Origin of the sequence: Stenotrophomonas maltophilia, from assembly GCF_025642255.1 — a bacterium.
Classification (GTDB): domain Bacteria; phylum Pseudomonadota; class Gammaproteobacteria; order Xanthomonadales; family Xanthomonadaceae; genus Stenotrophomonas; species Stenotrophomonas maltophilia_P.
In genome coordinates this window covers 236,630-258,068 of record NZ_CP106759.1, presented here as the reverse complement: position 1 = coordinate 258,068, position 21,439 = coordinate 236,630, and the positions used below count along the sequence as shown (strand labels likewise).

Below are 21,439 nucleotides of genomic sequence, written 5' to 3'. Positions count from 1 at the left end.
GCGGAGCATGGCTCCGCTCTACAATCGGGTCATGGCTACCGATCGCCCCCACTTCTTCGACCCCACCACCGAACAGGGGGTGCTGCGCCTGTCGATCGCCGGCGCACTGCTGCTGGCGCTGACTGCGGTGGTGTTCGGCCTGCTGGCCAATTCCTCGCTCATCATCTTCGATGGCATCTACGGGCTGATCGATGTGGTGATGACCTGGCTGTCGCTGCTGGTCGCGCGCCTGATCGCGCTGTCGACCAATACCGATGCGCTGCAGTCGCGCCTCAACCAGCGCTTCACAATGGGCTTCTGGCACCTGGAACCGATCGTGCTGGGCGTGAGCGGCACGCTGATGATCGGTGCGGCGCTGTATGCACTGGTCAATGCCGTGGACGCGCTGATGTCCGGCGGCCGCCACATCGCGCTGGGGCCGGCGATGATCTTCGCCGCGCTGTCCCTGCTGGCCGAGGCAGCGCTGGGCGTGTTCGTGCTGCGCGCCAACCGCCGCATCGGGTCGGAGTTCATCGCGCTGGACGCGAAGAACTGGATGATCGCGGCCAGCATGTCGGCCTGTTATCTGGTCGCCTTCCTGGGCGGCGCGCTGGTGCGTGGCACCGCGTGGGACTGGATCGGGCCGTACATCGACCCGGCCATCCTCGCCTTCGTCTGCGTACTGGTGATGATCGCGCCGCTGGGCACGGTGCGGCGGGCATTGGCCGGCATCCTGCTGGTGACTCCGCCGGAGCTGCAGGCCCACGTGGACGCAGTGGCGCGCGCGATCGTCGCCAGGCATGGCTTCGTCGAACACCGCAGCTATGTGGCGCAGGTGGGACGTGGCGAGCAGATCGAGCTGTTCTTCGTGGTCCCGGCCGATGATCCGCCGCGGCCCCTGCGGGAGTGGGACCAACTGCGTGACGAGATCGGCGATGCACTGGGCGAAGCCTCGCCGGACCGGTGGCTGACGATCATGTTCACCACCGATCGGGAATGGACGATCTAGACAGGCAGGACGATCGGTCAAATTTCTCAGACGGTCTGTCACCCATCGTCCTTGGAAAGCGGGCAAAGTAGGCTCCAACGCACTACCACCCACTGACCAGGAGCATCCCGATGTCCATCGAAAAGGTTCTGTACACCGCCCAGGCGACCTCCACCGGCGGCCGCGAAGGCCGTTCCGTCTCCTCCGACAACGTGCTCGACATCCAGCTGTCGACCCCGCGCGAGCTGGGCGGCGCGGGCGGCCCGGGCACCAACCCGGAGCAGCTGTTCGCCGCCGGCTACTCGGCCTGCTTCCTGGGCGCGCTGAAGTTCGTGGCCGGCCAGGCCAAGGTCGCGCTGCCGGCCGACACCACCGTGACCGGCAAGGTGGGCATCGGCCAGATCCCGACCGGCTTCGGCATCGAGGCCGAGCTGACCATCAACGTGCCGGGCGTGCCGCGCGAGCAGGTTGAAGCGCTTGTGCAGAAGGCGCATATCGTGTGCCCGTACTCGAATGCTACCCGCGGCAACATCGACGTGACGCTGATCGTCGCCTGATGGAGGCGGGGTCGGATCCCTTTGCAACGGCAAAGGGCTCTGACCCCAGCGGCTAAATGGGGTCAGATCCCTTTCGCGTTGCGAAAGGGATCTGACCCCGGGGCTCCAAGCGCAGAAAAAATGGGCGGATGCCGGTCGAAACCAGGCATCCGCCCATCCCACCCCGGGTGGGCCCCGGCACGCGGCCAGGGACGCATTCGCTTACTTCTCGCTGGTGATGAGCTGTACGACGCTGGAGAAATCCAGCTTGCCGCGCCCGGCCTGATGATTCATCGAATACAGGTTGCGGGCCACTTCACCCAGCGGGATCGAGGCGCCGACACTCATCGCCGCTTCCACTGCCAGGCCCATGTCCTTGAGCATCAGGTCGCTCCCGAAGCCGCCGCTGTAGCCACGCGAGGCCGGCGCATTCTCCAGCACGCCCGGCCACGGATTGCACACTTCGGTGGCCCAGCTGCGGCCGGTGCTCACCGCCATCATCTGCGACAGCACCTTCGGGTCCAGACCGTGCGCCACGCCCAGTGCGATGGCCTCGCCGGTGACGGCCATGATCACGCCCAGCGCCATGTTGTTGCACAGCTTGGCCACCTGGCCGGCACCACTGGCGCCAACGTGGAAGATGTTCCTGCCCATCGCCTGCAGCACCGGGCGCGCACGCTCCAGTGCATCCTCCTCACCACCGACGATGAAGGTGAGGGTGCCGGCCTGGGCACCGGCCGTGCCGCCGGAAACCGGCGCATCGATCATCTGCAGGCCGCGTGCGGCCGCCGCTTCGGACACCTTGCGGGCGCTGGCCGGAGCGATCGTGCTGCAATCGATGACCAGCGCGCCGGCCGGAATCGCGGCGAGAATGCCGTCATCGCCGAGGTACAGGCCTTCGACGTGGCGACTGGCCGGCAGCATCGAGATCACCACCTCGGCGTCGGCCAGGGTGTCACGTGCTGACGACGCGGCACCGGCACCGGCGTCGACGGCGGCCTGCACGGCGGCCGGCACCAGATCGAACACGCGCACGGTGTGGCCGTTCTTGACCAGATTGGCGGCCATCGGGCCACCCATGTTGCCCAACCCAATGAATGCAATGCGGCTCATGCCAGGCTCCTTTCAGCGGCAGGGGTACCCAGGTCGGCCAGCGGATGCGCGGCATCGGCCCAGGGCGAAGCGAAGAACGTATCTGCCCACAGGGCGCTGGCTTCGGCCAGCGTGCCGGGGTTCCACGACGGCGTGCGGTCCTTGTCGATCAGCAGCGCACGGATGCCTTCGGCGAAATCGCCGTGGGCAGCGCAGTGCAGGGCGACGATGTATTCCAGGCGGTAGACTGCAGCCAGATCCTGGCCCGCACTGCGGCGCTGCAGCTCGAACGCCAGCCGCGCCGAACCGGGCGCGCCGGCCGCGAGGGTCTTCTGGGCGGCCTGCAGCCAGGCATCCTCGGTCTGCAGGTGGGCGATGCCTTCGACGATGGCATCGAGGTCATCGCCATCGCACAGTGCGTCGACCTTCGCCGCGTTGGCCAGCAGCGGACCGGTCGCGGCATCGCTGGCATACGATTGCAGCAGGTGGCCCAGGCGCTCGTGGTTGCTCGCGGCGTCGCGTGACCAGGCCACCTGCAGCAGTGCATCGAACACATCGCTGCGGCGCGCTTCGGCCACGTGCACGTCGGCCAGGCCGGCATAGATCGCATCGCCCGGGTTGAGCAGTGCACCGGTCAAGGCCAGGAACAGGCCACCCTTGCCCGGCACGCGCGGCAGCAGCCAGCTGCCACCCACGTCCGGGAACAGACCGACGGTGATCTCCGGGAACGCGAGCTTGGAGCGCTCGCTGACCACGCGGTGGCTGGCACCGGACATCAGGCCGATGCCCCCTCCCATGACGATGCCATGGCCCCAGCACAGGATCGGCTTGGCATAGGTGTGGATGAGGTAATCCACGCGGTACTCGACGTCGAAGAACTCGGCCGCGTAGTCGTTGTCGCGGATATCGCTGCGGCCGGCCTCGCGGAATGCACGCATGCTCTGGTACAGGCTGTGCAGGTCACCGCCGGCGCAGAACGCCTTTTCACCGGCGCCCTGCAGCACCACCATCGCGATGCCGTCGTCGTCGGCCCAGGCATTGAGCTGCTTCAGCAGCAGGTGCGCCATCGGCAGCGAGAAGCCATTGAGCGTGCGCGGCGCGTTCAGCGTGGCGATGCCGATGCGCGCGCCATTACCGGCCACGCGCTCTTCGAACAGGACCGGCGCTTCGTCGGCAACGGTGTCGGTGGTCATGCGTTCTTCCACTGCGCGGCGCGCTTTTCCAGGAAGGCGTTCACGCCCTCGACCTGGTCGGCGGTATCGAACAGATCGACGAAGGCCTCGCGTTCGGCCACCAGCGCCGAGGCATGGGTGCCGGTGCGGGTGGACTGCACCAGCGTCTTGCAGGCCGCGATGCTGGTCGGGCTCTGCTTGCCGGCCTTCTTCGCCCATTCCAGCGCCAGCGCCTTGGACTCGCCCTTGCCGACCTTCTCCTCGGCCAGGCCGATGCGCAGCGCGGTCTCGGCATTGATGCGCTCGCCCAGCAGGATCATGCGCTTGGCCCAGCCCTCGCCCACCAGCCGAGGCAGGTTCTGGGTACCACCGGCGCACGGCAGCAGGCCGACGGTGGCCTCCGGCAGCGCGACCTGGGCATGGTCTTCGATGATGCGCAGGTCGCAGGCCAGCGCGCATTCCAGCCCGCCGCCCATCGCATAGCCGTTGATTGCGGCGATCGACACGCCGCGGAAGCCGGACAGCGCCTCGAAGGCTTCGCCGAAGCGGCGTGCGGCCTCGCGCGCGGCGGCCTTGTCGCCGGAGGCGAACTGGTTCAGATCCGCGCCGGCGGAGAAGAACTTCTCGCCATCACCGGTGATCACCAGCGCGTAGATGTCGCGGTCCGCATTGAGCGCAGCCACCAGGTCGCGCAGCGCGGACAGGCTGTGCACGGTCCAGGTATGCGCCGGCGGGTTGTGCAGGGTGACCACGGCGGTGTGGCCATCGGCCTCGACCTTCAGGCCCACGTGCTCCTGGGTACGCCAATCCTTCATCGCAGTTCCTCTTCGGTGTTGAGCAGGTGACGGGCAACGATCACCCGCATGATCTCGTTGGTGCCTTCCAGGATCTGGTGCACGCGGCAGTCACGCAGCAGGCGTTCGATCGGGTATTCGCGGATGTAGCCGTAGCCGCCGTGGATCTGCAGCGCTTCGTTGCAGACAGTGAAACCGGCATCGGTGGCGAAGCGCTTGGCCATTGCGCACCACACGTTGGCGTCGCTGGCGCCGGCATCGAGCTTGCGCGCGGCGGTATGCACCATCTGCCGGGCGGCCACCAGCTGGGTGACCATGTCGGCCAGCTTGAACTGCAGTGCCTGGAACTCGGCCAGCGCCTTGCCGAACTGGCGACGCTCGCCCATGTAGCGGCGTGCGGCATCCAGCGCGCCCTGCGCGGCACCCAGCGAACAGGCGGCGATGTTGATGCGGCCGCCATCGAGTCCCTTCATCGCCAGCTTGAAGCCACCGCCTTCCTCTCCCAGAAGGTGGCTGACCGGCACGCGGACGTTCTCGAAGGTGATGCCACGGGTGGGCTGGCTGTTCCAGCCCATCTTCTCTTCCTTGCGGCCGAAGCTGATGCCCGGCAGGTCCGACGGCACCGCGATGGCGCTGACGCCGCCGGCACCGGCACCGCCGGTGCGCGCCATCACCACCAGCAGTTCGGTGGCGCCGGCGCCGGAGATGAAGGCCTTGGCGCCGTTCAGCACGAAGTGGTCGCCATCGCGCACGGCGGTGGTTTTCAGCGAGGCGGCATCGGAACCGGCGCCCGGTTCGGTCAGGCAGTACGAGGCCAGCTTGATGCCCGCCGCCAGATCGTTGCCCCACGCGTCGCGCAGTGCCGGCTGACCCCACTTGGACACCATCCACGAGGCCATGTTGTGGATACTGATGTAGGCCGCGGTCGAGGGATCGACGCTGGCGAGCTCCTCGATGACGACGGCGGCGTCCAGCCGGCTCAGGCCGCTGCCGCCCACTTCCGGGTCCATGTACAGACCGCAGAAGCCCAGTTCACCGGCCTTGGCGATCGCCTCGCGCGGAAAGATGCCCTCCGCATCCCATCGCGCGGCGTGCGGCGCCAGTTCGGCCAGTGCGAAGTCGCGGGCGGCCTCGCGGTAGGCCTGCTGCGCTTCTTCCAGTTCCGTCGTCATCGAGTGGCTCATGGCTGCTCCTGCCGTTACTTCAGGCTGATCGTGGTGTTGACGCCGTGGCTCAGCGTCTCGTCATCGAACCAGCGCGCGGTGACGGTCTTGGTCTGGGTGTAGAACAGCACCACCTGCTTGCCGTACGGGCCCAGGTCACCCAGCTTGGAGGCGCGCGAACCAGTGAAGGAGAACAGCGGCACCGGCACCGGGATCGGCACGTTGATGCCGACCTGGCCGACGTCGATGTCTTCCTGGAACCTGCGCGCGGCGGCGCCGGACTGGGTGAACAGTGCGGTGCCGTTGCCGTTCGGGTTGCTGTTGACCATCGCGATGGCGTCTTCCAGCGTTTCCGCTTCCAGGATCACCAGCACCGGCCCGAAGATTTCTTCCTGGTAGATGCGCATGTCGGTGGTGACACCGGCAAAGATGGTCGGGCCGACGAAGTTGCCCTTCTCGAAGCCATCGACCTGCGGATTGCGGCCATCGAGCACCAGCTGCGCGCCCTGCTCCACGCCCGAGGCGATCAGGCCTTCCACGCGCTCGCGCGCGCTGCAGGAAATCACCGGGCCGACATCGGTACCGGACACGGTGCCACCGCTGACCTTCAGGGTCTTGGCCTTGGCCACCAGATCCTGCACCCAGCCGCGCGCTTCACCCACCAGCACCAGCGTAGAGGCCGCCATGCAGCGCTGGCCGGCGGCACCGAAGGCGGCACCGACCATCGCATTGAGGGTCTGCTCCTTGTTGGCATCCGGCAGCACCACGGCGTGGTTCTTGGCGCCCATCATGCACTGCACGCGCTTGCCGGCCAGCGACGCACGGTTGTACACGTGGGTACCCACGCGGGTGGAACCCACGAAGGAGACCGCCTTGATGTCCGGGTGGTCGCAGATCGCGTTGACCACTTCCTCGCCACCGTGGACCACATTCAGCACGCCCTTCGGAATGCCGGCTTCCAGCGCCAGTTCAACCAGGCGCATGGTGACCATCGGGTCCTGCTCGGACGGCTTGAGAATGAAGGTGTTGCCGGTGGCGATGGCCATCGGGAACATCCACAGCGGAATCATCGCCGGGAAGTTGAACGGGGTGATGCCGGCGCACACGCCCAGCGGCTGCATGATCGTGTAGGTATCCACGCCGTTGGCCACGTTGTTGGCCAGCTCGCCCAGCTGCAGGTTGCCGATGGCGGCGGCGTGCTCGACCACTTCCAGGCCGCGGAACACATCGCCTTCGGCATCCGGCAGGGTCTTGCCCTGTTCGGCAGTGAGGATGTGCGCCAGCTCGCTCATGTTCTCGCGGATCAGCTGCTGGTACTTCAGGAAGATGCGCGCACGGGTGCCGATCGGGGTCTTGCGCCAGGTCTTGAACGCTTCCTTGGCGGCGGCCACGGCAGCGTCCACTTCAGCGGTGGTGGCGAACGGGACCTGGGCCAGCACGTCCTGGGTGGCCGGGTTGATCACGTCCTGCCAGTGGGAGGTCGCCGATTCGACGAACTGGCCATCGATCAGCATGCGGATACGGGGCGCTGCAACAGTCATGACGACATCCAGGGGTGCGAAAGATGCTTGGCATTATTCACAGCCGCCGCCTCGATTTCCGGCCTGAATCCGCTTAATCTGGCCAACACCCCTCACGATTCCTGTTAATTCTGTGAATCTACCATCCTCACAGCGCCAGCTGGGCCTGCGCCTGCTGCGCCTGCGCGAGCAGCGCGGCTACAGCCAGATCGACCTGGCCCGCGCCCTGGGCCTGTCTGCCAGCTACCTGAACCAGATCGAGCGCAACAAGCGCCCGTTGACGCCCGCCGTGCAGAAGAAGCTGGGGGAGGTGTTGGGCGACGTTTCCGCCCTGTTCGACGAGGATGAACCCGCGGCATTGCAGGAATCATTGGCCGAAACCCTGCGGGACCTGGGGCTGGCCGACGTCAGTGCCACCGAGCTGCGGGCACTGGCCGGCAACCTGCCGCAGGTGAGCCGGGCGCTGCTGGACCTGCATCGCCGCCACCTTGCGTTGCGGGAACATGCCGCCGCACTGGAGTTCCAGCTGGGCGAACCCGGTGCCGGCAGCACCCTGCCGGCGGGCGACCAGGTGCGCGAGTTCTTCAACCGCATGCACAACCACATCCCGGAGCTGGATGAGCTGGCCGAGCGGTTGTTCGCCGAATGGGGACTGTCGCCGGGGCACGTCGCCCCGCGCCTGCGCCAGTTGCTGGCCGATCGCCACGGCGTGCTGGTGGAAGTGACTGCCTTGCAGGCCGGGCGCGAGAAGCGCCACTACGATGCCGGTGCCCGCCGGCTGTGGCTGCCGGACTACCTGGAGCCGGGCCAGCAGGCCTTCCAGATGGCCGCCGAACTGGCACTGCACGGCTACCTGCCGCAGATCGATGCGGTGATTGCCCGCGCCGGATTCAGCGACGAGGCGCGCATCGCGCAGGCGCGCATCGGCCTGTCGAACTATTTCGCCGGGGCCCTGGTAATGCCCTACCTGCGCTTCCTGCGTGCGGCCGAAGCCAGCAGCTACGACATCGAGCTGCTGGCGCACCAGTTCGGTGTCGGCTTCGAAGCAGTCTGCCACCGGCTGAGCACGCTGGCCCGCCGCAGCGCGCCCGGCCTGCCGTTCTTCTTCATCCGTGTGGACCGCGCCGGCAACGTCTCCAAGCGTCACTCGGCCACCGACTTCCACTTCTCGCAGGTGGGTGGCTCATGCCCGCTGTGGATCGTCTACGAGGCGTTCAACCAGCCCGGCCGCATCCTGACCCAGACCGCGCGCATGCCCGATGGGCGGCGCCACTTCTGGCTGGCCCGGCAGGTCAGCAGCGGCCCGGTTGGTCACGGCCAACCACGCAAGACCTTCGCAGTAGCGCTGGGCTGCGACCTGCAGCATGCCGAGCGGCTGGTGTATTCGCTGGGGCTGGATGTGCAGAGCCCGGGCAATTCGGTGTCGATCGGCCCGGGTTGCCGGGTGTGCCCGCGCGAGGACTGCATGCAGCGCGCGTTCGCGCAGCTGCCGGGGCGATAGGGCTGGTTCGGCAGGGCTGCGCCCTGCACCTGCACAGGCCGAAGCAACAGCAACGGCAAAAGCTTGCATTCCGTGGGATGGCGGGGCGGGTCCGGTTGCAACAGATCTTCGCAAGCTGTCAGAACGACGCATTGCCCTGGTGGGTGTCGACCTTGGTCGACACGAACCCTGGCGATGAGCCACCGCAGGGATCAGATCGTGCCGACCAAGGTCGGCACCCACCAGACAAGGTCGGCACCCGCCGGAACAGTTCAATCGGCTGCGGCAGCGGTCAGTAGATCGGGGTCACCTTCATCTGCGGCAGCGGCCGTGGTGCGCCGTCGGTGAGGTCCGGGCCGAGATCCTCCCAGCTGCGGCCCTGCTCCACCATCAGCCCCCACAACTGCTGTGACGCCAGCCGCTTGTCCTCCGAGCCCAGCTTGTACGACGGCGGCGACGGCACGCCGGCAGCCACCATCGTGTACGCCGCCCGATAGGCCAGCACCTGCTGCGCGGGATCGTCGGTACGCGCCACTTCCAGCGTGTAACGCTGGTAGGCCGAGGCCAGGTTGCGCCAGCGGATCCAGTAGTGATTCTCGAAGGAGAACGCGCAGAAGCGCGCACCGGCCAGGCTGCCCTTGTCGGCGATGCGGGTCAGCACCTCCTGCGGCATGTCCAGGTTCATGCCGCCCTCGTCTCCCTGCAGGGTCACGTGCACGATGCGGTCGCGATAGCCCGGCGCACGCGCCTGCAGCAGGTCGCGCCAGTTCTGCATGGTTGCCACCACCGCGAACAGGAAACGGCCGAGCTCGCCGGCCGCCACCGGCGCGGCGATGGACTGGTAGGTGCGTTGCCAGCCATGGCGGTTCTCGCTGGGCAGGAACACCGATCGCTCCAGCGCCTGCCGTGCATTGCCGCCGGAGCTGACCTCCTCCGCATGCTGCGGATAGACCAGGTTGATGGCGAAGGTCGGCCAGCGCGGCAGCGCCGCGTCGAACAGATGGATCGGGAAGTTGCTGCTGATGCCCCCATCGGAGAACCAGCAGATCCGGAAGGCGGTGATCACCGGGCCGCAGGCCTGGCCGGCACTGGTCAGCCCCTCCATGCTGTCGGCCACGTTGTGTTCCGGATCGGAAGCGGTCGCCCCAGGGTCGCAGCGGCGCTCGCGGCGCGAGGGCTCATGCAGCGGCACTGCGCTGATCAGCAACGGGAAACTCAGGCTCATCCGCGTTGCCACCAGTACCGGCAGCTGCGGCCCCTGCGGCAGGCGGTAATAGAGTCGTCCATCCACGTCCAGCGGCGGACCCGCATGGTTGACCAGCCACTGCACCACGCTGGCCGGGAACAGCTGGTCGAACTCTTCGCGCAGGAACCAGAACTGCGCGCCGCCCAGCGGCAGCGTGCGGGGTTCGTTGTGCGATACGCAGGTGGTGATCATCTGCAGGGTGATGGCATGCGGGCTGTCCGGCTCGTCGGCATAGCGCGGCGCATCGTGCAGGTCGGCAAAGGTAAGCGGCACATCGGCCGGCTTGCCTGACAGCTGCTGCAGGCAGCCGTGCAGCCATTCCGTCAACGCCGGCCGGCGCGCGTCGCTGCCGAGGCCGCTGCACAGGCCCAGCAGATTGCGTCGTGCCACCCGCGCGACCCGCAGCGCGGCCCCGGCCACGCCAGCGCCGTAGGCGCACAGCAGGGACGGCAGCAATGTTGCCGCCACTCCACTCCAGCCGCCGCCCCACGCGCCCAGCGCGAGCAGCAATGCCAGCGACACCAGCACTTCCAGCGGCGCGATCTGGAACACGGCGATGGCCAGGCACAGCAGCTTGCGGGGCCAGCCTGCATTGCCGGTCAGCACCACCAGCAGCCGATAGGCTGCACGCGCGCCGCGCGCCGGCTGGAACAGACCGTAGATGAACCCGCGCCGCGACAGCTGCGCCGACACCGCCGACAATCCACCGTACCCGGCATCGCCGGGCAGCGACTCGCCCGCCTGCTGGCGGCGATCACCATAGGCCGCCGCCGCCGCCACCGCGGCGGCGATGGCGCCTGCCGAGGTGCCACCGATGCTCTTGAAGCGATACTCGCGCGCCAGCGCCAGTACCGCATTGGGGTACACGATGCCGCTGGTGATGCCACCTTTCATGACCAGATCGCAGTACTTCGCCGCCACACGTCACCTCCCGTCCGTCGGTTGCCAGTATCGCAAGCCGGCCTCTCACTGCCTGAGAAAGGTGCCACATCCCGGTGGTGTGATGCCGGGCCTTGACCATTGCTGCCAACCGGCCTACCTTGTGCACGCCGAAGGTATTCATCTCTTCATGCGAATGAAGGGATGAATTTAAACGGGAATCCGGTGAAGGCGCTTCGCGCGCCCATTCCGGAGCTGCCCCGCAGCGGTGAATGGAAACGAATCCTGCCAACAGCACTGGGCTCGCGCCTGGGAAGCGGCAGGTAGTAGGTGGGCTGCGGCCCGCGTCCAACAGCCCGAATACCGGCCCCGGCCGGGGGACACGACCGTCCCCTGACTCGACCTGGAATCTCCGCGGGGAGGTTGCCGGGGCCGTCGTCGTCCTGCGCCTGCAGGGTGCGCGGCCACGTGCGTCCTTTTCACGGCATCCGGTTCGCCCGCGGGGGCGAAGGTCGCTGGCAAGACGCCCGTGGGCCGGCAACGGCACGCGTCGTCCTGCGGTTCCTTCGTTCCTCAATGCCGACATGCAATGAGGACACGCTGCAATGACCACTGTTACCAACCTGGGCTTTCCCCGCATCGGCGCCAAGCGCGAACTGAAGCGGGCGCTCGAACGCCACTGGGCCGGCGAGGACGACGCCGCCACCCTGCAGGCCACCGCCGCGGCGCTGCGTGCCCGGCACTGGCAGCTGCAGATCGAGGCCGGCGTCGATGTACCGCCGAGCAACGACTTCAGCCTGTACGACCAGGTGCTCGACACCGCATGGCTGTTCGATGCCATTCCCGAACGCTACCGCGAACTGGCCGCGCACGATCCACTGGCCGCCTACTTCGCCACGGCCCGTGGCCTGCAGCGCGATGGCATCGACCTGCGCGCGCTGGAGATGACCAAGTGGTTCGACACCAACTATCACTATCTGGTGCCGGAACTGCACGCGGGCCAGGCCTTCGCCCTGCGCGGTGACAAGCCGCTGGCCGAGTTCAACGAGGCCAGGGCGCTGGGCATCCACACCCGTCCGGTGCTGCTGGGGCCGGTGAGCTTCCTGCTGCTGTCCAAGACCACCGACGGCAGCGCCGCACTGGACCTGCTGGATGCCCTGCTGCCGGCCTATGTGCAGCTGCTCGGCCAGCTGGCCGACGCCGGTGCGGATTGGGTGCAGCTGGATGAGCCGCTGCTGGTGCAGGATCTCGACGCCGATGCGCAGGCAGCCTATGAGCGCGCCTATGCCCGGTTGGCCACGGCACGGCGTCCGAAACTGCTGGTCGCGACCTATTTCGGTGCGCTCGAGGACAACCTGGCGTTGGCCACCGGCCTGCCGGTGGACGGACTGCACGTGGACCTGGTGCGCGCGCCGGAGCAGCTGGACGCCGTGTTGAAGGCGCTGCCGGCCGAGCGCGTGCTGTCGGCCGGCCTGGTCAACGGCCGCAACATCTGGCGCACCCATCTGGACAACGCACTGATCCTGGCCCGGTTTGCCCAGGTGGACCGCGGCGCCGACCGGCTCTGGCTGGCACCGTCCTGTTCCCTGCTGCACACGCCCGTGGATCTTGCGCTGGAAAAGAAGCTTGATGACGAACTGAAGGGCTGGCTGGCGTTCTCCCGGCAGAAGCTTCAGGAACTGCGCCTGCTGGCCGACGCGCTCGATGGCAGGGCGGATGCGGAAGCAGGCCTGGCTGCCAACCGCGCTGCACTGGAGGGGCGTCGTCGCTCGCCACGCGTGCACAACCCGGCCGTGGCCGCACGCCTAGCCGCGCTGACCGTGGCCGATGCGCAGCGGCACACCGCCTACCCGCAGCGCCGCATCGCACAGCATGCGGCGCTGCAGCTGCCGCTGCTGCCCACCACCACGATCGGTTCCTTCCCGCAGACGCTGGAGGTGCGCGAGGCACGCGCCCGGCACAAGTCCGGCAAGCTGGGCCTGGCCGAGTACGAGGCCTTCCTGGAACAGCAGACCGCGCATGCGGTACGCGTGCAGGAAGCGCTGGGCCTGGACGTGCTGGTCCACGGCGAGTTCGAGCGCAACGACATGGTCGAGTACTTCGGCGAGCAGCTGGAAGGCTTCGCCTTCACCGGCAACGGCTGGGTGCAGAGCTATGGCTCGCGCTGCGTCAAACCGCCGGTGATCTTCGGCGACGTCAGCCGCCCGCAGCCGATGACGGTGCGCTGGTCCAGTTACGCGCAATCGCTCACCGACAAGCCGATGAAGGGCATGCTGACCGGTCCGGTGACGGTACTGCAGTGGTCGTTCGTGCGCGACGACCAGGAACGCGATGTGACCTGCCGGCAGATCGCGCTGGCCCTGCGGGACGAAGTGCAGGACCTGGAAGCAGCCGGCATCGGCGTGATCCAGGTGGACGAGCCGGCCATCCGCGAGGGGTTGCCGTTGCGCCGCGCCCACTGGCGCGCCTACCTGGACTGGGCGGTGGAATCGTTCCGCATCAGTACCAGCGGCGTGCGCGATGCCACCCAGATCCACACCCACATGTGCTATTCGGAGTTCAACGACATCATCCACTCGGTCGCAGCGATGGACGCGGACGTGATCTCGATCGAGACCTCACGCTCGCGCATGGAACTGCTGGATGCCTTCGTGAAGTTCAACTATCCCAACGAGATCGGCCCGGGCGTGTATGACATCCACTCCCCCCGCGTGCCGGACAAGGCGGAGATGGTGGACCTGCTGCGCAAGGCGCTGGCCGTGCTGAAGCCGGAGCAGCTGTGGGTCAACCCGGACTGCGGGCTGAAGACCCGTGGCTGGCCGGAAACCCGCGCTGCACTGCAGGCACTGGTTGCCGCCGCAGTGGAACTGCGTGCCGAGCACGCCGACGCCCGCGTCGCCTGACCTGTCTCTCCACCCCGATGCACGGGCCGCCGCCGTTGCCGGCGGTCCGTGCGGTACCTGATGATGACCGAGCTCCAACGCCCCACCCTGTCCCTGCCCGCCGACGGCAAGCGCCTGCTGCTGCATTCGTGCTGTGCGCCCTGCTCCGGCGAAGTGATGGAGGCGATCACCGCCTCCGGGATCGACTACGCGATCTTCTTCTACAACCCCAACATCCATCCGGTGAAGGAATACGAGCTCCGCAAGCAGGAGAACATCCGCTTCGCCGAGCAGCATGGCGTCCCCTTCATCGACTGCGACTACGACACCGACAACTGGTTCAGCCGCGCGCGCGGCATGGAGAACGAACCCGAGCGCGGCATCCGCTGCACGATGTGCTTCGACATGCGCTTCGAGCGCACGGCGCTGTACGCGCATGAGCACGGCTACGACACCATCAGCTCGTCGCTGGGCATCTCGCGCTGGAAGAACATGGCGCAGATCAATGACTGCGGCATCCGCGCCGCGGCGCGCTACGAGGGCCTGCAGTACTGGGATTACAACTGGCGCAAGGGCGGTGGTGCCAGCCGCATGATCGAGATCAGCAAGCGCGAGCGGTTCTACCAGCAGGAGTACTGTGGCTGCGTGTACTCGCTGCGCGATGCCAACCGGCACCGCCGGGAGACCGGCCGCGAGCGGATCCGGATCGGGCTGCTGTATTACGACCAGGACAACGAAACGCCGCAGGGCGATTGACGTGTGGCGAGGGGGCGGCCACGCTGGTCGCCTCTTCCGCCGCGCTGGAACGTCCATGCTCACCCTGCCCGCCACTGTCGCCCTGCTGGTGATCGATCTGCAGCCGGACTTCATGCCCGGTGGCGCGCTGGCCTGTGACCGCGGCGATGCGCTGGTCGCGCCGATCGCGCAGCTGCTGGCGCAGCGCCGCTACCGCACCGTAGTGGCCACCCAGGACTGGCATCCCGCGGACCATGCTTCGTTCGCCAGCCAGCACCCCGGCCATCGTCCGTTCGAAACGATCCTGCTGCATGCGCAACCGCAGACCCTGTGGCCGGACCACTGCGTGCAGGGCAGCTCCGGTGCCGCCCTGCATCCGCAGGTGGACTGGAACATGGCCGACCTGATCCTGCGCAAGGGCACCCGCCAGCAGGTGGATTCCTACAGCGCCTTCCGCGAGAACCACGGCCCCGATGGCGGACGCCCCGCCACTGGCCTGGCCGGCTGGCTGCATGAGCGCGGCATCGACGAGGTGCACGTCTGTGGCCTGGCCCGCGACTACTGCGTGCTGTGGAGCGCGCAGGACGCAGCCACGTCCGGCTTCAGGGTGAAATTCCTCTGGGACCTGACCCGGCCGGTGACCGAGGCCAACGACGGGATGGTGCGCGAAGCACTGGGCACTGCGGGGATCGGGATCCTCTGACGCACGTCCGGCCGGGCAGGTATCAGCGGAACACCACCGTGCGGTGCCCGTTGAGCAGGATGCGGTGCTCCACATGGCGGCGCACGGCACGCGCCAGCACCTGCGATTCGGTATCGCTGCCCAGGCGTACCAGGTCGCGCGGCGTCATCGCATGATCGACCCGGGCCACGTCCTGTTCGATGATCGGACCTTCGTCCAGATCCTCGGTGACATAGTGCGCGGTGGCGCCGATGATCTTTACCCCGCGCGCGTGCGCCTGGTGATAGGGCTGCGCGCCCTTGAAGCTGGGCAGGAAGCTGTGATGGATGTTGATCGCCCGGCCGGCCAGCGCGCGGCACAGGGTGGGTGAAAGAATCTGCATGTAGCGCGCCAGCACCACCAGGTCGATACGCTCGTGTTCGACCAGATCGATGATCTGCTGCTCCTGCACCGCACGCGTATCCGCGTTCACCGGCAGATGGTGGAACGGCACGCCGTAGGACGCAGCCAGCGGTGCGAAATCGGCATGGTTGGACACCACTGCCGCGATATCCACTTTCAGTTGCCCGCTGTGCGCGCGGAACAGCAGGTCATTCAGGCAGTGGCCCTGCTTGCTGACCAGCACCAGCAGGCGCGCACGACGCCGACCGTCCTGCAGCTGCCAGTCCATGCCGAACTCGCGGGCCAGTGCCGCCATGGACGCATGTACCGTGTCCAGGGGCAGGCTGGCGTCGCGGTCGAAATGCACGCGCAGGAAGAACCGGCCGCTTTCCTCGTCGCCGAACTGCTGGGCGTCGAGGATGTTGCAGCCATGATCGAACAACAGGCCCGACACGCGGTAGACGATGCCGGTACGGTCGGGGCAGGACAGGGTGAGGATGGAATCGGGTCGCATCCTGCAAGTGTAGGGCAGCACCCCGCCCGCGTGATCCATTGTCACCGATGCAACGAACCACTTCGGACAGTTCCAAGTGATCGTGGCGGGCTTTCGTGGCACGCTGGCGGGTCATGAACCTGTTGCAGCTGATCCGCAGCTTCACCCGCACCGCAGACACCGGCAGTATTGCCGCTGCGGCCCGCAGCCTTGGCATCAGCGCCACCGCCGTCGGCCAGAACATCCATCGCCTGGAGGCACACCTGGGCGTGCGCCTGCTGAACCGCAGCACGCGCCAGCTGGCGCTGAGCGAGGCCGGTGCGCTGTACCTGGCGCAGGTGCGCCACATCGAAACCGATCTGGCGCGGGCGCAGGCCCTGGTCACCAGCGGTGACATCGAGCCGGCCGGGCCATTGCGCATCGCCAGCAGCCGCGCGTTCGGCCGCCACGTGCTGGCGCCCCTGCTGCCTTCACTGCAGCAACGCTATCCGCAGCTGCAGCTGGAACTGCGGCTGTCCGACCGGGCCGTGCAGCATGGTCCGGAGGCGGTCGATGCCAGCATCCGCATCGGTGCGCAGCTGGAGGACGGCGTCGTGGCGCGGCCGCTGGCACGCATTCCCTTCGTCTTCTGCGCCTCGCCTGCCTACCTGCAGGCGCATGGCTGCCCACAGGAGCCGTCCGAACTGCGCGGGCATCGGGGTGTGCTGCATCGTTTCCCCACCGATGGGCGGCCTCTGCGCTGGGGCCTGCGCAAGGGCGACCAGCGCGCGGATGCGCCGCTGCCGCCCGGCATGGTGTGCGATGACATCGACGCGCTGGCCGAACTGGCCGCGGCCGGTGCCGGCATCACCCGGCTGGCGGCCTTCGTGGCCGATCCCTTTCTGCGCGATGGCCGGTTGCAGGCGGTGTTCGGCGCGGACAGCGCATGGCGCCCGGAACCGATGGAGGTCTATTTCTGCGTCAGCGACCGCCGCGACTTCACCGCCAGGATCCGTGCGCTGTTCGATCACCTGCAGGCCGGCCTGCCGCCCGCCTGGCGGGCATGACCTTCAGCGCGGGGTGAACACGCCGCGTGCCTCACGCGGCTCGCAGCGCAGGTACTGCGCGGCCGGCACCACGCTGTCGCCCAGCGCGGCTGCCGCGTGCCAGGGCCAGCGCGGGTCGTAGAGGATGCCGCGGGCCAGGGCGATGGCATCGGCGTGGCGATGACGCAGGATCGATTCGGCCTGCTCCGGTTCGGTGATCATCCCCACCGCGATGACCGGCATGCGCACCTTGGCCTTGATCGCGGCCGCGAACGGCACCTGGTAGCCCGGCCCGACGCTGATCTTCTGGCGCTCATCCAGGCCGCCGCTGGACACGTGCAGGAAATCGCAGCCACGCGCGTCCAGCACCTGGGACAGCGCTTCGCTCTGCAGCAGATCCCAGCCACCGTCGACCCAGTCGCTGGCGGAGATGCGCACGCCGACGGCCACCTTGTCGGACACTGCCGCGCGCACGGCATCGAATACCTCTACCAGCAGGCGCAGGCGATTGGGCAGCGAACCCCCGTAGCCATCGGTGCGCCGGTTGCTCAGCGGTGACAGGAACTGGTGCAGCAGATAGCCGTGCGCGGCATGCACTTCGATCAGTTCGAAGCCCAGGCGTTCGGCGCGCACCGCGCTGGCGGCGAAGGCAGCAACGATTCCCGCGATGCCCGCCTCATCCAGTTCCTGCGGCGCGGGATCGGCAGCATGGAACGGCAGCGCTGACGGCGCCACCGTGGTCCAGCCACGTGCATCATCGGCCGGCAGCTGGCCACCGCCGTCCCAGGGACGCTGTACCGAGGCCTTGCGGCCGGCATGGCCCAGCTGGATGCCCAGCGGCATCGGCGACCAGCGCCGCACGCTGGCCAGCACGTGTGCCAGCGCAGCTTCGGTACCGTCATCCCACAGGCCGAGGTCGGCCCAGCTGATGCGTCCACGCGGCTCAACCGCCGTCGCTTCCAGGATCAGCAGGCCGGCACCGGATTGCGCCAGGTTGCCCAGATGCATGGCATGCCAATCGCTGGCGCGCCCGTCTTCGGCGGAATACTGGCACATCGGCGCGATGACGATGCGGTTGGACAGGGTCAGGCGGCCGAAGGTGATCGGCGAGAACAGCTGGCTCACGAGGGGTGCAGGGACGGGCAGAGGGGGGTGCGTATTGCACCGCTGCAAGGGCGGCGAATCAACCATGTGGATGGATCGCTGTTTCGCGGTGGCGCTGCATGCTCGCCGGGCATGGCCTGGCGCTACCCGATGACGAACCCGGCCAGCGCTTCAGCGCAATCGCGCTCGTCCTTGAACTGCAGCAGGTCGTCGGCACGGGTGCGGCCACGGTTCACGGCAGCCACCGGCAATCCGGCCTTTGCTGCGGCCTGCACGAAACGGAAGCCGGAATAGACCATCAGCGAGGACCCCACCACCAGCACGGCATCGGCCTGCTGCAGGTGCTCATGCACTGCCGCCACGCGTTCACGCGGCACGTTCTCGCCGAAGAACACCACGTCCGGCTTCAGCAGGCCGCCACAGGACGGACAGTCGGGCACCACGAAGGAGGAAAAATCGGTCTCCAGATCAGCGTCGCCGTCGGGGGCGATGCCGGCCTCGAGCGTGTCCCAGCCGGGATTGGCGTCCAGCAGGCGCTGCTGGAACGCCTGGCGACCGCTGCGGCGCTCGCAGCCCATGCAGCGCACCAGGTCCAGCCGCCCATGCAGGTCGATCACGTTCCGGCTGCCGGCGCGCTGGTGCAGGCCATCCACGTTCTGGGTCAGCAGCAACTGCACCTTGCCTTGCTTCTCCAGCGCGGCCAGCGCCTGGTGGGTGCCGTTGGGCTGGGCCAGGCCGAAGCGCGGCCAGCCCAGCAGGCTGCGTGCCCAGTAGCGCTGGCGGGTGGCGGCCTCGCCCATGAATGCCTGGTAGGTGACCGGCGGCGTGCGTTTCCATTGGCCATCGGTATCCCGGTAATCGGGGATTCCCGAGGCCGTGCTGCAGCCAGCGCCGGTCAGCACGAACAGGCGCTGGGCGCGGTCGATGAAGTCGGTCAGCGGCGGGGTCATGCCGACCAGATGGGGGCAGCACGGCGCCCCCACAAGCGCCGGCTCAGGGCGCCGGCAGCGGCGGCACCGCGATCGGCTGGCCCGCCTCGTCCAGCGCGATCATCACGAAGTGGCCGCGGGTGCAGAGCCTGCGCTCGCCGCTGTGCAGGTCTTCGGCAATCAGTTCCACCTCGACCTTCATCGAGCTGCGGCCGACCTCGACGATGCGGCCGATCGTTTCCACCATCTGGCCGATGCGGATCGGCAGCTTGAAGTCGACCTGGTCGCTGCGCGCGGTCACCACGGTGCGGCGCGAGTAGCGGGCGGCGGCGAGGAAGGCGGCCTTGTCCATCCACGCCAGCGCCTGGCCACCAAACAGCGTGCCCATATGGTTGGTATGGTTGGGAAAGACGATTTCGGCCATGCGCACTTCGATCGGTGGCACGGTTTCAGGGATCGGGGTCATGGGTAGGGCTTCGGTGTGGGGTGCGGCAATGTTAAGCCAGGCCCCGTACAGGCAGCGCTACACTGCGCCACGCCCACTGCCAGGACTGCCCATGCCCGCGCCCTCCGATCTGCTGGCGTTCGCCCTCATCTCGCTGGGCATGGTGCTCACGCCCGGACCGAACATGATCTACCTGGTCTCGCGCTCGATCTGCCAGGGCCGCCGCGCCGGCCTGGTCTCGCTGGGTGGGGTGGTGCTGGGTTTCGTGTTCTACATGCTGTGCGCGGCGCTGGGCATCACCGCCCTGCTGATGACGGTGCCGTTCGCCTACGACGCGCTGCGCATCGGGGGGGCGTTGTACCTGCTGTACCTGGCCTGGCAGGCGCTCAGACCCGGTGGCCGCTCGCCGTTCGCGGTGCGCGACCTGCCGCCGGACAGCCCACGCAGATTGTTTGCGATGGGCTTTCTGACCAATCTGCTGAACCCGAAGATCGCGGTGATGTACCTGTCCCTGCTGCCGCAGTTCCTGCATCCGGACGGACACGGCAGCGTGCTGATGCAGTCGCTGGTCCTGGGTGCTACCCAGATCGTGGTGAGCCTGAGCGTGAACGCGGTGATCGTGGTGCTGGCCGGCAGCATCGCGGCATTTCTCGCCGCGCGCCCCACTTGGCAGGCGGCACAGCGCTGGCTGATGGGCACGGTCCTGGCCGGGCTGGCGGTGCGCATGGCGGTGGAAGGGCGGCGGTAGCGCCGGGCCATGCCCGGCGAGCGCGCGGCGCGATCGACGCTGCGCGCAGCCCCGGGCGGTACCCGCCGGGCATGGCCCGGCGCTACCCACAAAAAACCCCGGCGTTGGCCGGGGTTTTCGCTGCGACAGGCCTGACCGGACGGGTCAGAAGTTCATGTCGAAGGCAACTTCGCCCTGCACGCCGACCTGGTAGGCCGAAACGCGGCGTTCGAAGAAGTTGGTCAGCTCCTGCACGTCCTGCAGTTCCATGAACGGCAGCGGGTTGCGCACGTTGTACTTCTTTTCCATGCCCAGCTTGGCGAAGTGCTGGTCGGCGCAGTGCTGCAGGTACTGGCGCATGTCGCGCGTGGAGATGCCCGCCACGCCGCCGGACAGCACGTCCTCGGCGAACTGCACTTCGCATTCGATCGCTTCGGCCAGCATGTCGTACACCTGCTGCTTCATCTCGTCATCGAACAGGTCCGGCTCTTCCTCGCGGACCACGCGCACCGACTCGAACGCGAACTCCATGTGGGCGCTTTCGTCGCGGAACACCCAGTTGGTGCCCGAGGCCAGGCCCGGCAGCAGGCCGCGCGAACGGAAGTAGTACACGTAGGCGAACGCAGCAAAGAAGAACAGGCCTTCGATGCAGGCGGCGAAGCAGATCTGGTTGAGCAGGAACTGGCGGCGCTGTTCGCGGGTCTCGATGCGGGTCAGGTCCTGGATCGAGTCGATCCACTTGAAGCAGAAATCGGCCTTCTTCTTGATCGAGTCGATGTTCTCCACCGCCGAGAACGCCTTGGCGCGCTCTTCCGGGTCCGGCAGGTAGTTGTCGAGCAGGGTCAGGTAGAACTGCACGTGCAGCGCTTCTTCATACAGCTGGCGCGACAGGTACATGCGCGCTTCCGGCGCATTGAGGTGCTGGTACAGGTTCAGCACCAGATTGTTGGACACGATCGAATCGCCGGTGGCGAAGAACGCGACAAGGCGATGGATCAGGTGGCGCTCACCCGGCGACATCTTGCTGTGCAGGTCGGTGATGTCGATCTGGAAATTGATCTCTTCCACCGTCCAGGTGTTCTTGATCGCATTCCGGTACATGTCATAGAACTGCGGGTAGCGCATCGGGCGCAACGTCAGTTCAAAACCGGGATCGAGCAGCATCTGCTTGGGCTTGTCGGCCATGG

General features: G+C 67.6%; 19 protein-coding genes and 1 riboswitch. Of the genes, 8 read left to right on the top strand and 11 right to left on the bottom strand.

Features of this window, described 5'->3' with window-relative positions:
• Nucleotides 1–7: 7 nt before the first annotated feature.
• Both N8888_RS01095 and N8888_RS01090 read left to right on the top strand, forming a co-directional pair.
• Nucleotides 8–988, top strand: coding sequence for a cation diffusion facilitator family transporter (locus N8888_RS01095; protein ID WP_197571411.1), 981 nt, complete (start codon nt 8–10; stop codon nt 986–988).
• 110 nt (nt 989–1,098) lie between these two features.
• Complete coding sequence (locus N8888_RS01090) at nt 1,099–1,524, top strand: organic hydroperoxide resistance protein (RefSeq protein ID WP_049464150.1); 426 nt, start codon at nt 1,099–1,101, stop codon at nt 1,522–1,524.
• A gap of 201 nt (nt 1,525–1,725) precedes the next feature.
• Here the strand turns inward: N8888_RS01090 and mmsB are convergent, their stop codons facing one another.
• From mmsB to N8888_RS01065, 5 genes are read right to left on the bottom strand one after another with little or no spacing between them, the layout of a single operon-like run.
• Complete coding sequence (gene mmsB, locus N8888_RS01085; protein ID WP_065174196.1) at nt 1,726–2,616, bottom strand: 3-hydroxyisobutyrate dehydrogenase; 891 nt, start codon at nt 2,614–2,616, stop codon at nt 1,726–1,728.
• On the bottom strand, nt 2,613–3,788 hold the full coding sequence (locus N8888_RS01080) for an enoyl-CoA hydratase/isomerase family protein (RefSeq protein WP_263176871.1): 1,176 nt from the start codon (nt 3,786–3,788) through the stop codon (nt 2,613–2,615). Before N8888_RS01080 ends, mmsB begins: the two co-directional genes overlap by 4 nt.
• Nucleotides 3,785–4,582: an enoyl-CoA hydratase gene (locus tag N8888_RS01075; RefSeq protein WP_053520138.1), complete on the bottom strand. Its 798-nt coding sequence runs from the start codon at nt 4,580–4,582 to the stop codon at nt 3,785–3,787. Before N8888_RS01075 ends, N8888_RS01080 begins: the two co-directional genes overlap by 4 nt.
• On the bottom strand, nt 4,579–5,745 hold the full coding sequence (locus N8888_RS01070; RefSeq protein ID WP_065174194.1) for an acyl-CoA dehydrogenase family protein: 1,167 nt from the start codon (nt 5,743–5,745) through the stop codon (nt 4,579–4,581). The genes N8888_RS01075 and N8888_RS01070 overlap by 4 nt, the downstream gene beginning before the upstream one ends.
• Nucleotides 5,746–5,759: 14 nt before the next feature.
• Nucleotides 5,760–7,265, bottom strand: coding sequence for a CoA-acylating methylmalonate-semialdehyde dehydrogenase (locus N8888_RS01065; RefSeq protein WP_053520140.1), 1,506 nt, complete (start codon nt 7,263–7,265; stop codon nt 5,760–5,762).
• A 112-nt stretch (nt 7,266–7,377) separates the two neighbouring features.
• On the opposite strand from N8888_RS01065, the gene N8888_RS01060 reads away from it, so the two are divergent.
• Nucleotides 7,378–8,745 (top strand): helix-turn-helix domain-containing protein, encoded by a 1,368-nt coding sequence (locus N8888_RS01060; RefSeq protein ID WP_053520141.1) that lies wholly within the window; start codon nt 7,378–7,380, stop codon nt 8,743–8,745.
• Between the two features lie 271 nt (nt 8,746–9,016).
• On the opposite strand, the gene N8888_RS01055 is transcribed toward N8888_RS01060, so the two are convergent.
• A complete protein-coding gene (locus N8888_RS01055; protein WP_263176870.1) occupies nt 9,017–10,864 on the bottom strand; it encodes a patatin-like phospholipase family protein in 1,848 nt (615 codons plus the stop codon).
• 141 nt (nt 10,865–11,005) lie between these two features.
• A riboswitch (cobalamin riboswitch) is annotated at nt 11,006–11,235 on the top strand.
• 219 nt (nt 11,236–11,454) lie between these two features.
• Here N8888_RS01055 and metE point away from each other — a divergent pair.
• The 3 genes from metE (at nt 11,455) to pncA (ending at nt 15,169) form a co-directional block, all read left to right on the top strand.
• Entirely contained in the window at nt 11,455–13,752 is a 2,298-nt protein-coding gene (metE, locus tag N8888_RS01050; RefSeq protein ID WP_263176869.1) for a 5-methyltetrahydropteroyltriglutamate--homocysteine S-methyltransferase, read from the top strand.
• A gap of 63 nt (nt 13,753–13,815) precedes the next feature.
• Entirely contained in the window at nt 13,816–14,487 is a 672-nt protein-coding gene (locus N8888_RS01045; RefSeq protein WP_263176867.1) for an epoxyqueuosine reductase QueH, read from the top strand.
• A 55-nt stretch (nt 14,488–14,542) separates the two neighbouring features.
• A complete protein-coding gene (gene pncA, locus N8888_RS01040; protein WP_263176865.1) occupies nt 14,543–15,169 on the top strand; it encodes a bifunctional nicotinamidase/pyrazinamidase in 627 nt (208 codons plus the stop codon).
• A gap of 22 nt (nt 15,170–15,191) precedes the next feature.
• Here pncA and purU read toward each other — a convergent pair whose 3' ends face one another.
• Nucleotides 15,192–16,043, bottom strand: a complete 852-nt coding sequence (gene purU / locus N8888_RS01035; RefSeq protein WP_053518573.1) for a formyltetrahydrofolate deformylase — start codon at nt 16,041–16,043, stop codon at nt 15,192–15,194.
• A gap of 113 nt (nt 16,044–16,156) precedes the next feature.
• On the opposite strand from purU, the gene N8888_RS01030 reads away from it, so the two are divergent.
• A complete protein-coding gene (locus N8888_RS01030) occupies nt 16,157–17,068 on the top strand; it encodes a LysR family transcriptional regulator (protein ID WP_253119919.1) in 912 nt (303 codons plus the stop codon).
• Nucleotides 17,069–17,071: 3 nt separating this feature from the next.
• Here the strand turns inward: N8888_RS01030 and N8888_RS01025 are convergent, their stop codons facing one another.
• The 3 genes from N8888_RS01025 to N8888_RS01015 form a co-directional block, all read right to left on the bottom strand.
• A complete protein-coding gene (locus tag N8888_RS01025) occupies nt 17,072–18,172 on the bottom strand; it encodes an NADH:flavin oxidoreductase/NADH oxidase (protein WP_080375304.1) in 1,101 nt (366 codons plus the stop codon).
• A gap of 122 nt (nt 18,173–18,294) precedes the next feature.
• Nucleotides 18,295–19,101, bottom strand: a complete 807-nt coding sequence (locus N8888_RS01020; protein ID WP_065174189.1) for an NAD-dependent protein deacetylase — start codon at nt 19,099–19,101, stop codon at nt 18,295–18,297.
• Between the two features lie 43 nt (nt 19,102–19,144).
• Nucleotides 19,145–19,546 (bottom strand): acyl-CoA thioesterase, encoded by a 402-nt coding sequence (locus N8888_RS01015; protein WP_053518579.1) that lies wholly within the window; start codon nt 19,544–19,546, stop codon nt 19,145–19,147.
• Nucleotides 19,547–19,637: 91 nt separating this feature from the next.
• Here N8888_RS01015 and N8888_RS01010 point away from each other — a divergent pair, with 91 nt between their 5' ends.
• Nucleotides 19,638–20,273 (top strand): LysE family translocator, encoded by a 636-nt coding sequence (locus N8888_RS01010; RefSeq protein ID WP_262218881.1) that lies wholly within the window; start codon nt 19,638–19,640, stop codon nt 20,271–20,273.
• Nucleotides 20,274–20,417: 144 nt separating this feature from the next.
• On the opposite strand, the gene N8888_RS01005 is transcribed toward N8888_RS01010, so the two are convergent.
• Entirely contained in the window at nt 20,418–21,437 is a 1,020-nt protein-coding gene (locus N8888_RS01005) for a ribonucleotide-diphosphate reductase subunit beta (RefSeq protein ID WP_005420683.1), read from the bottom strand.
• Nucleotides 21,438–21,439 lie beyond the last annotated feature (2 nt).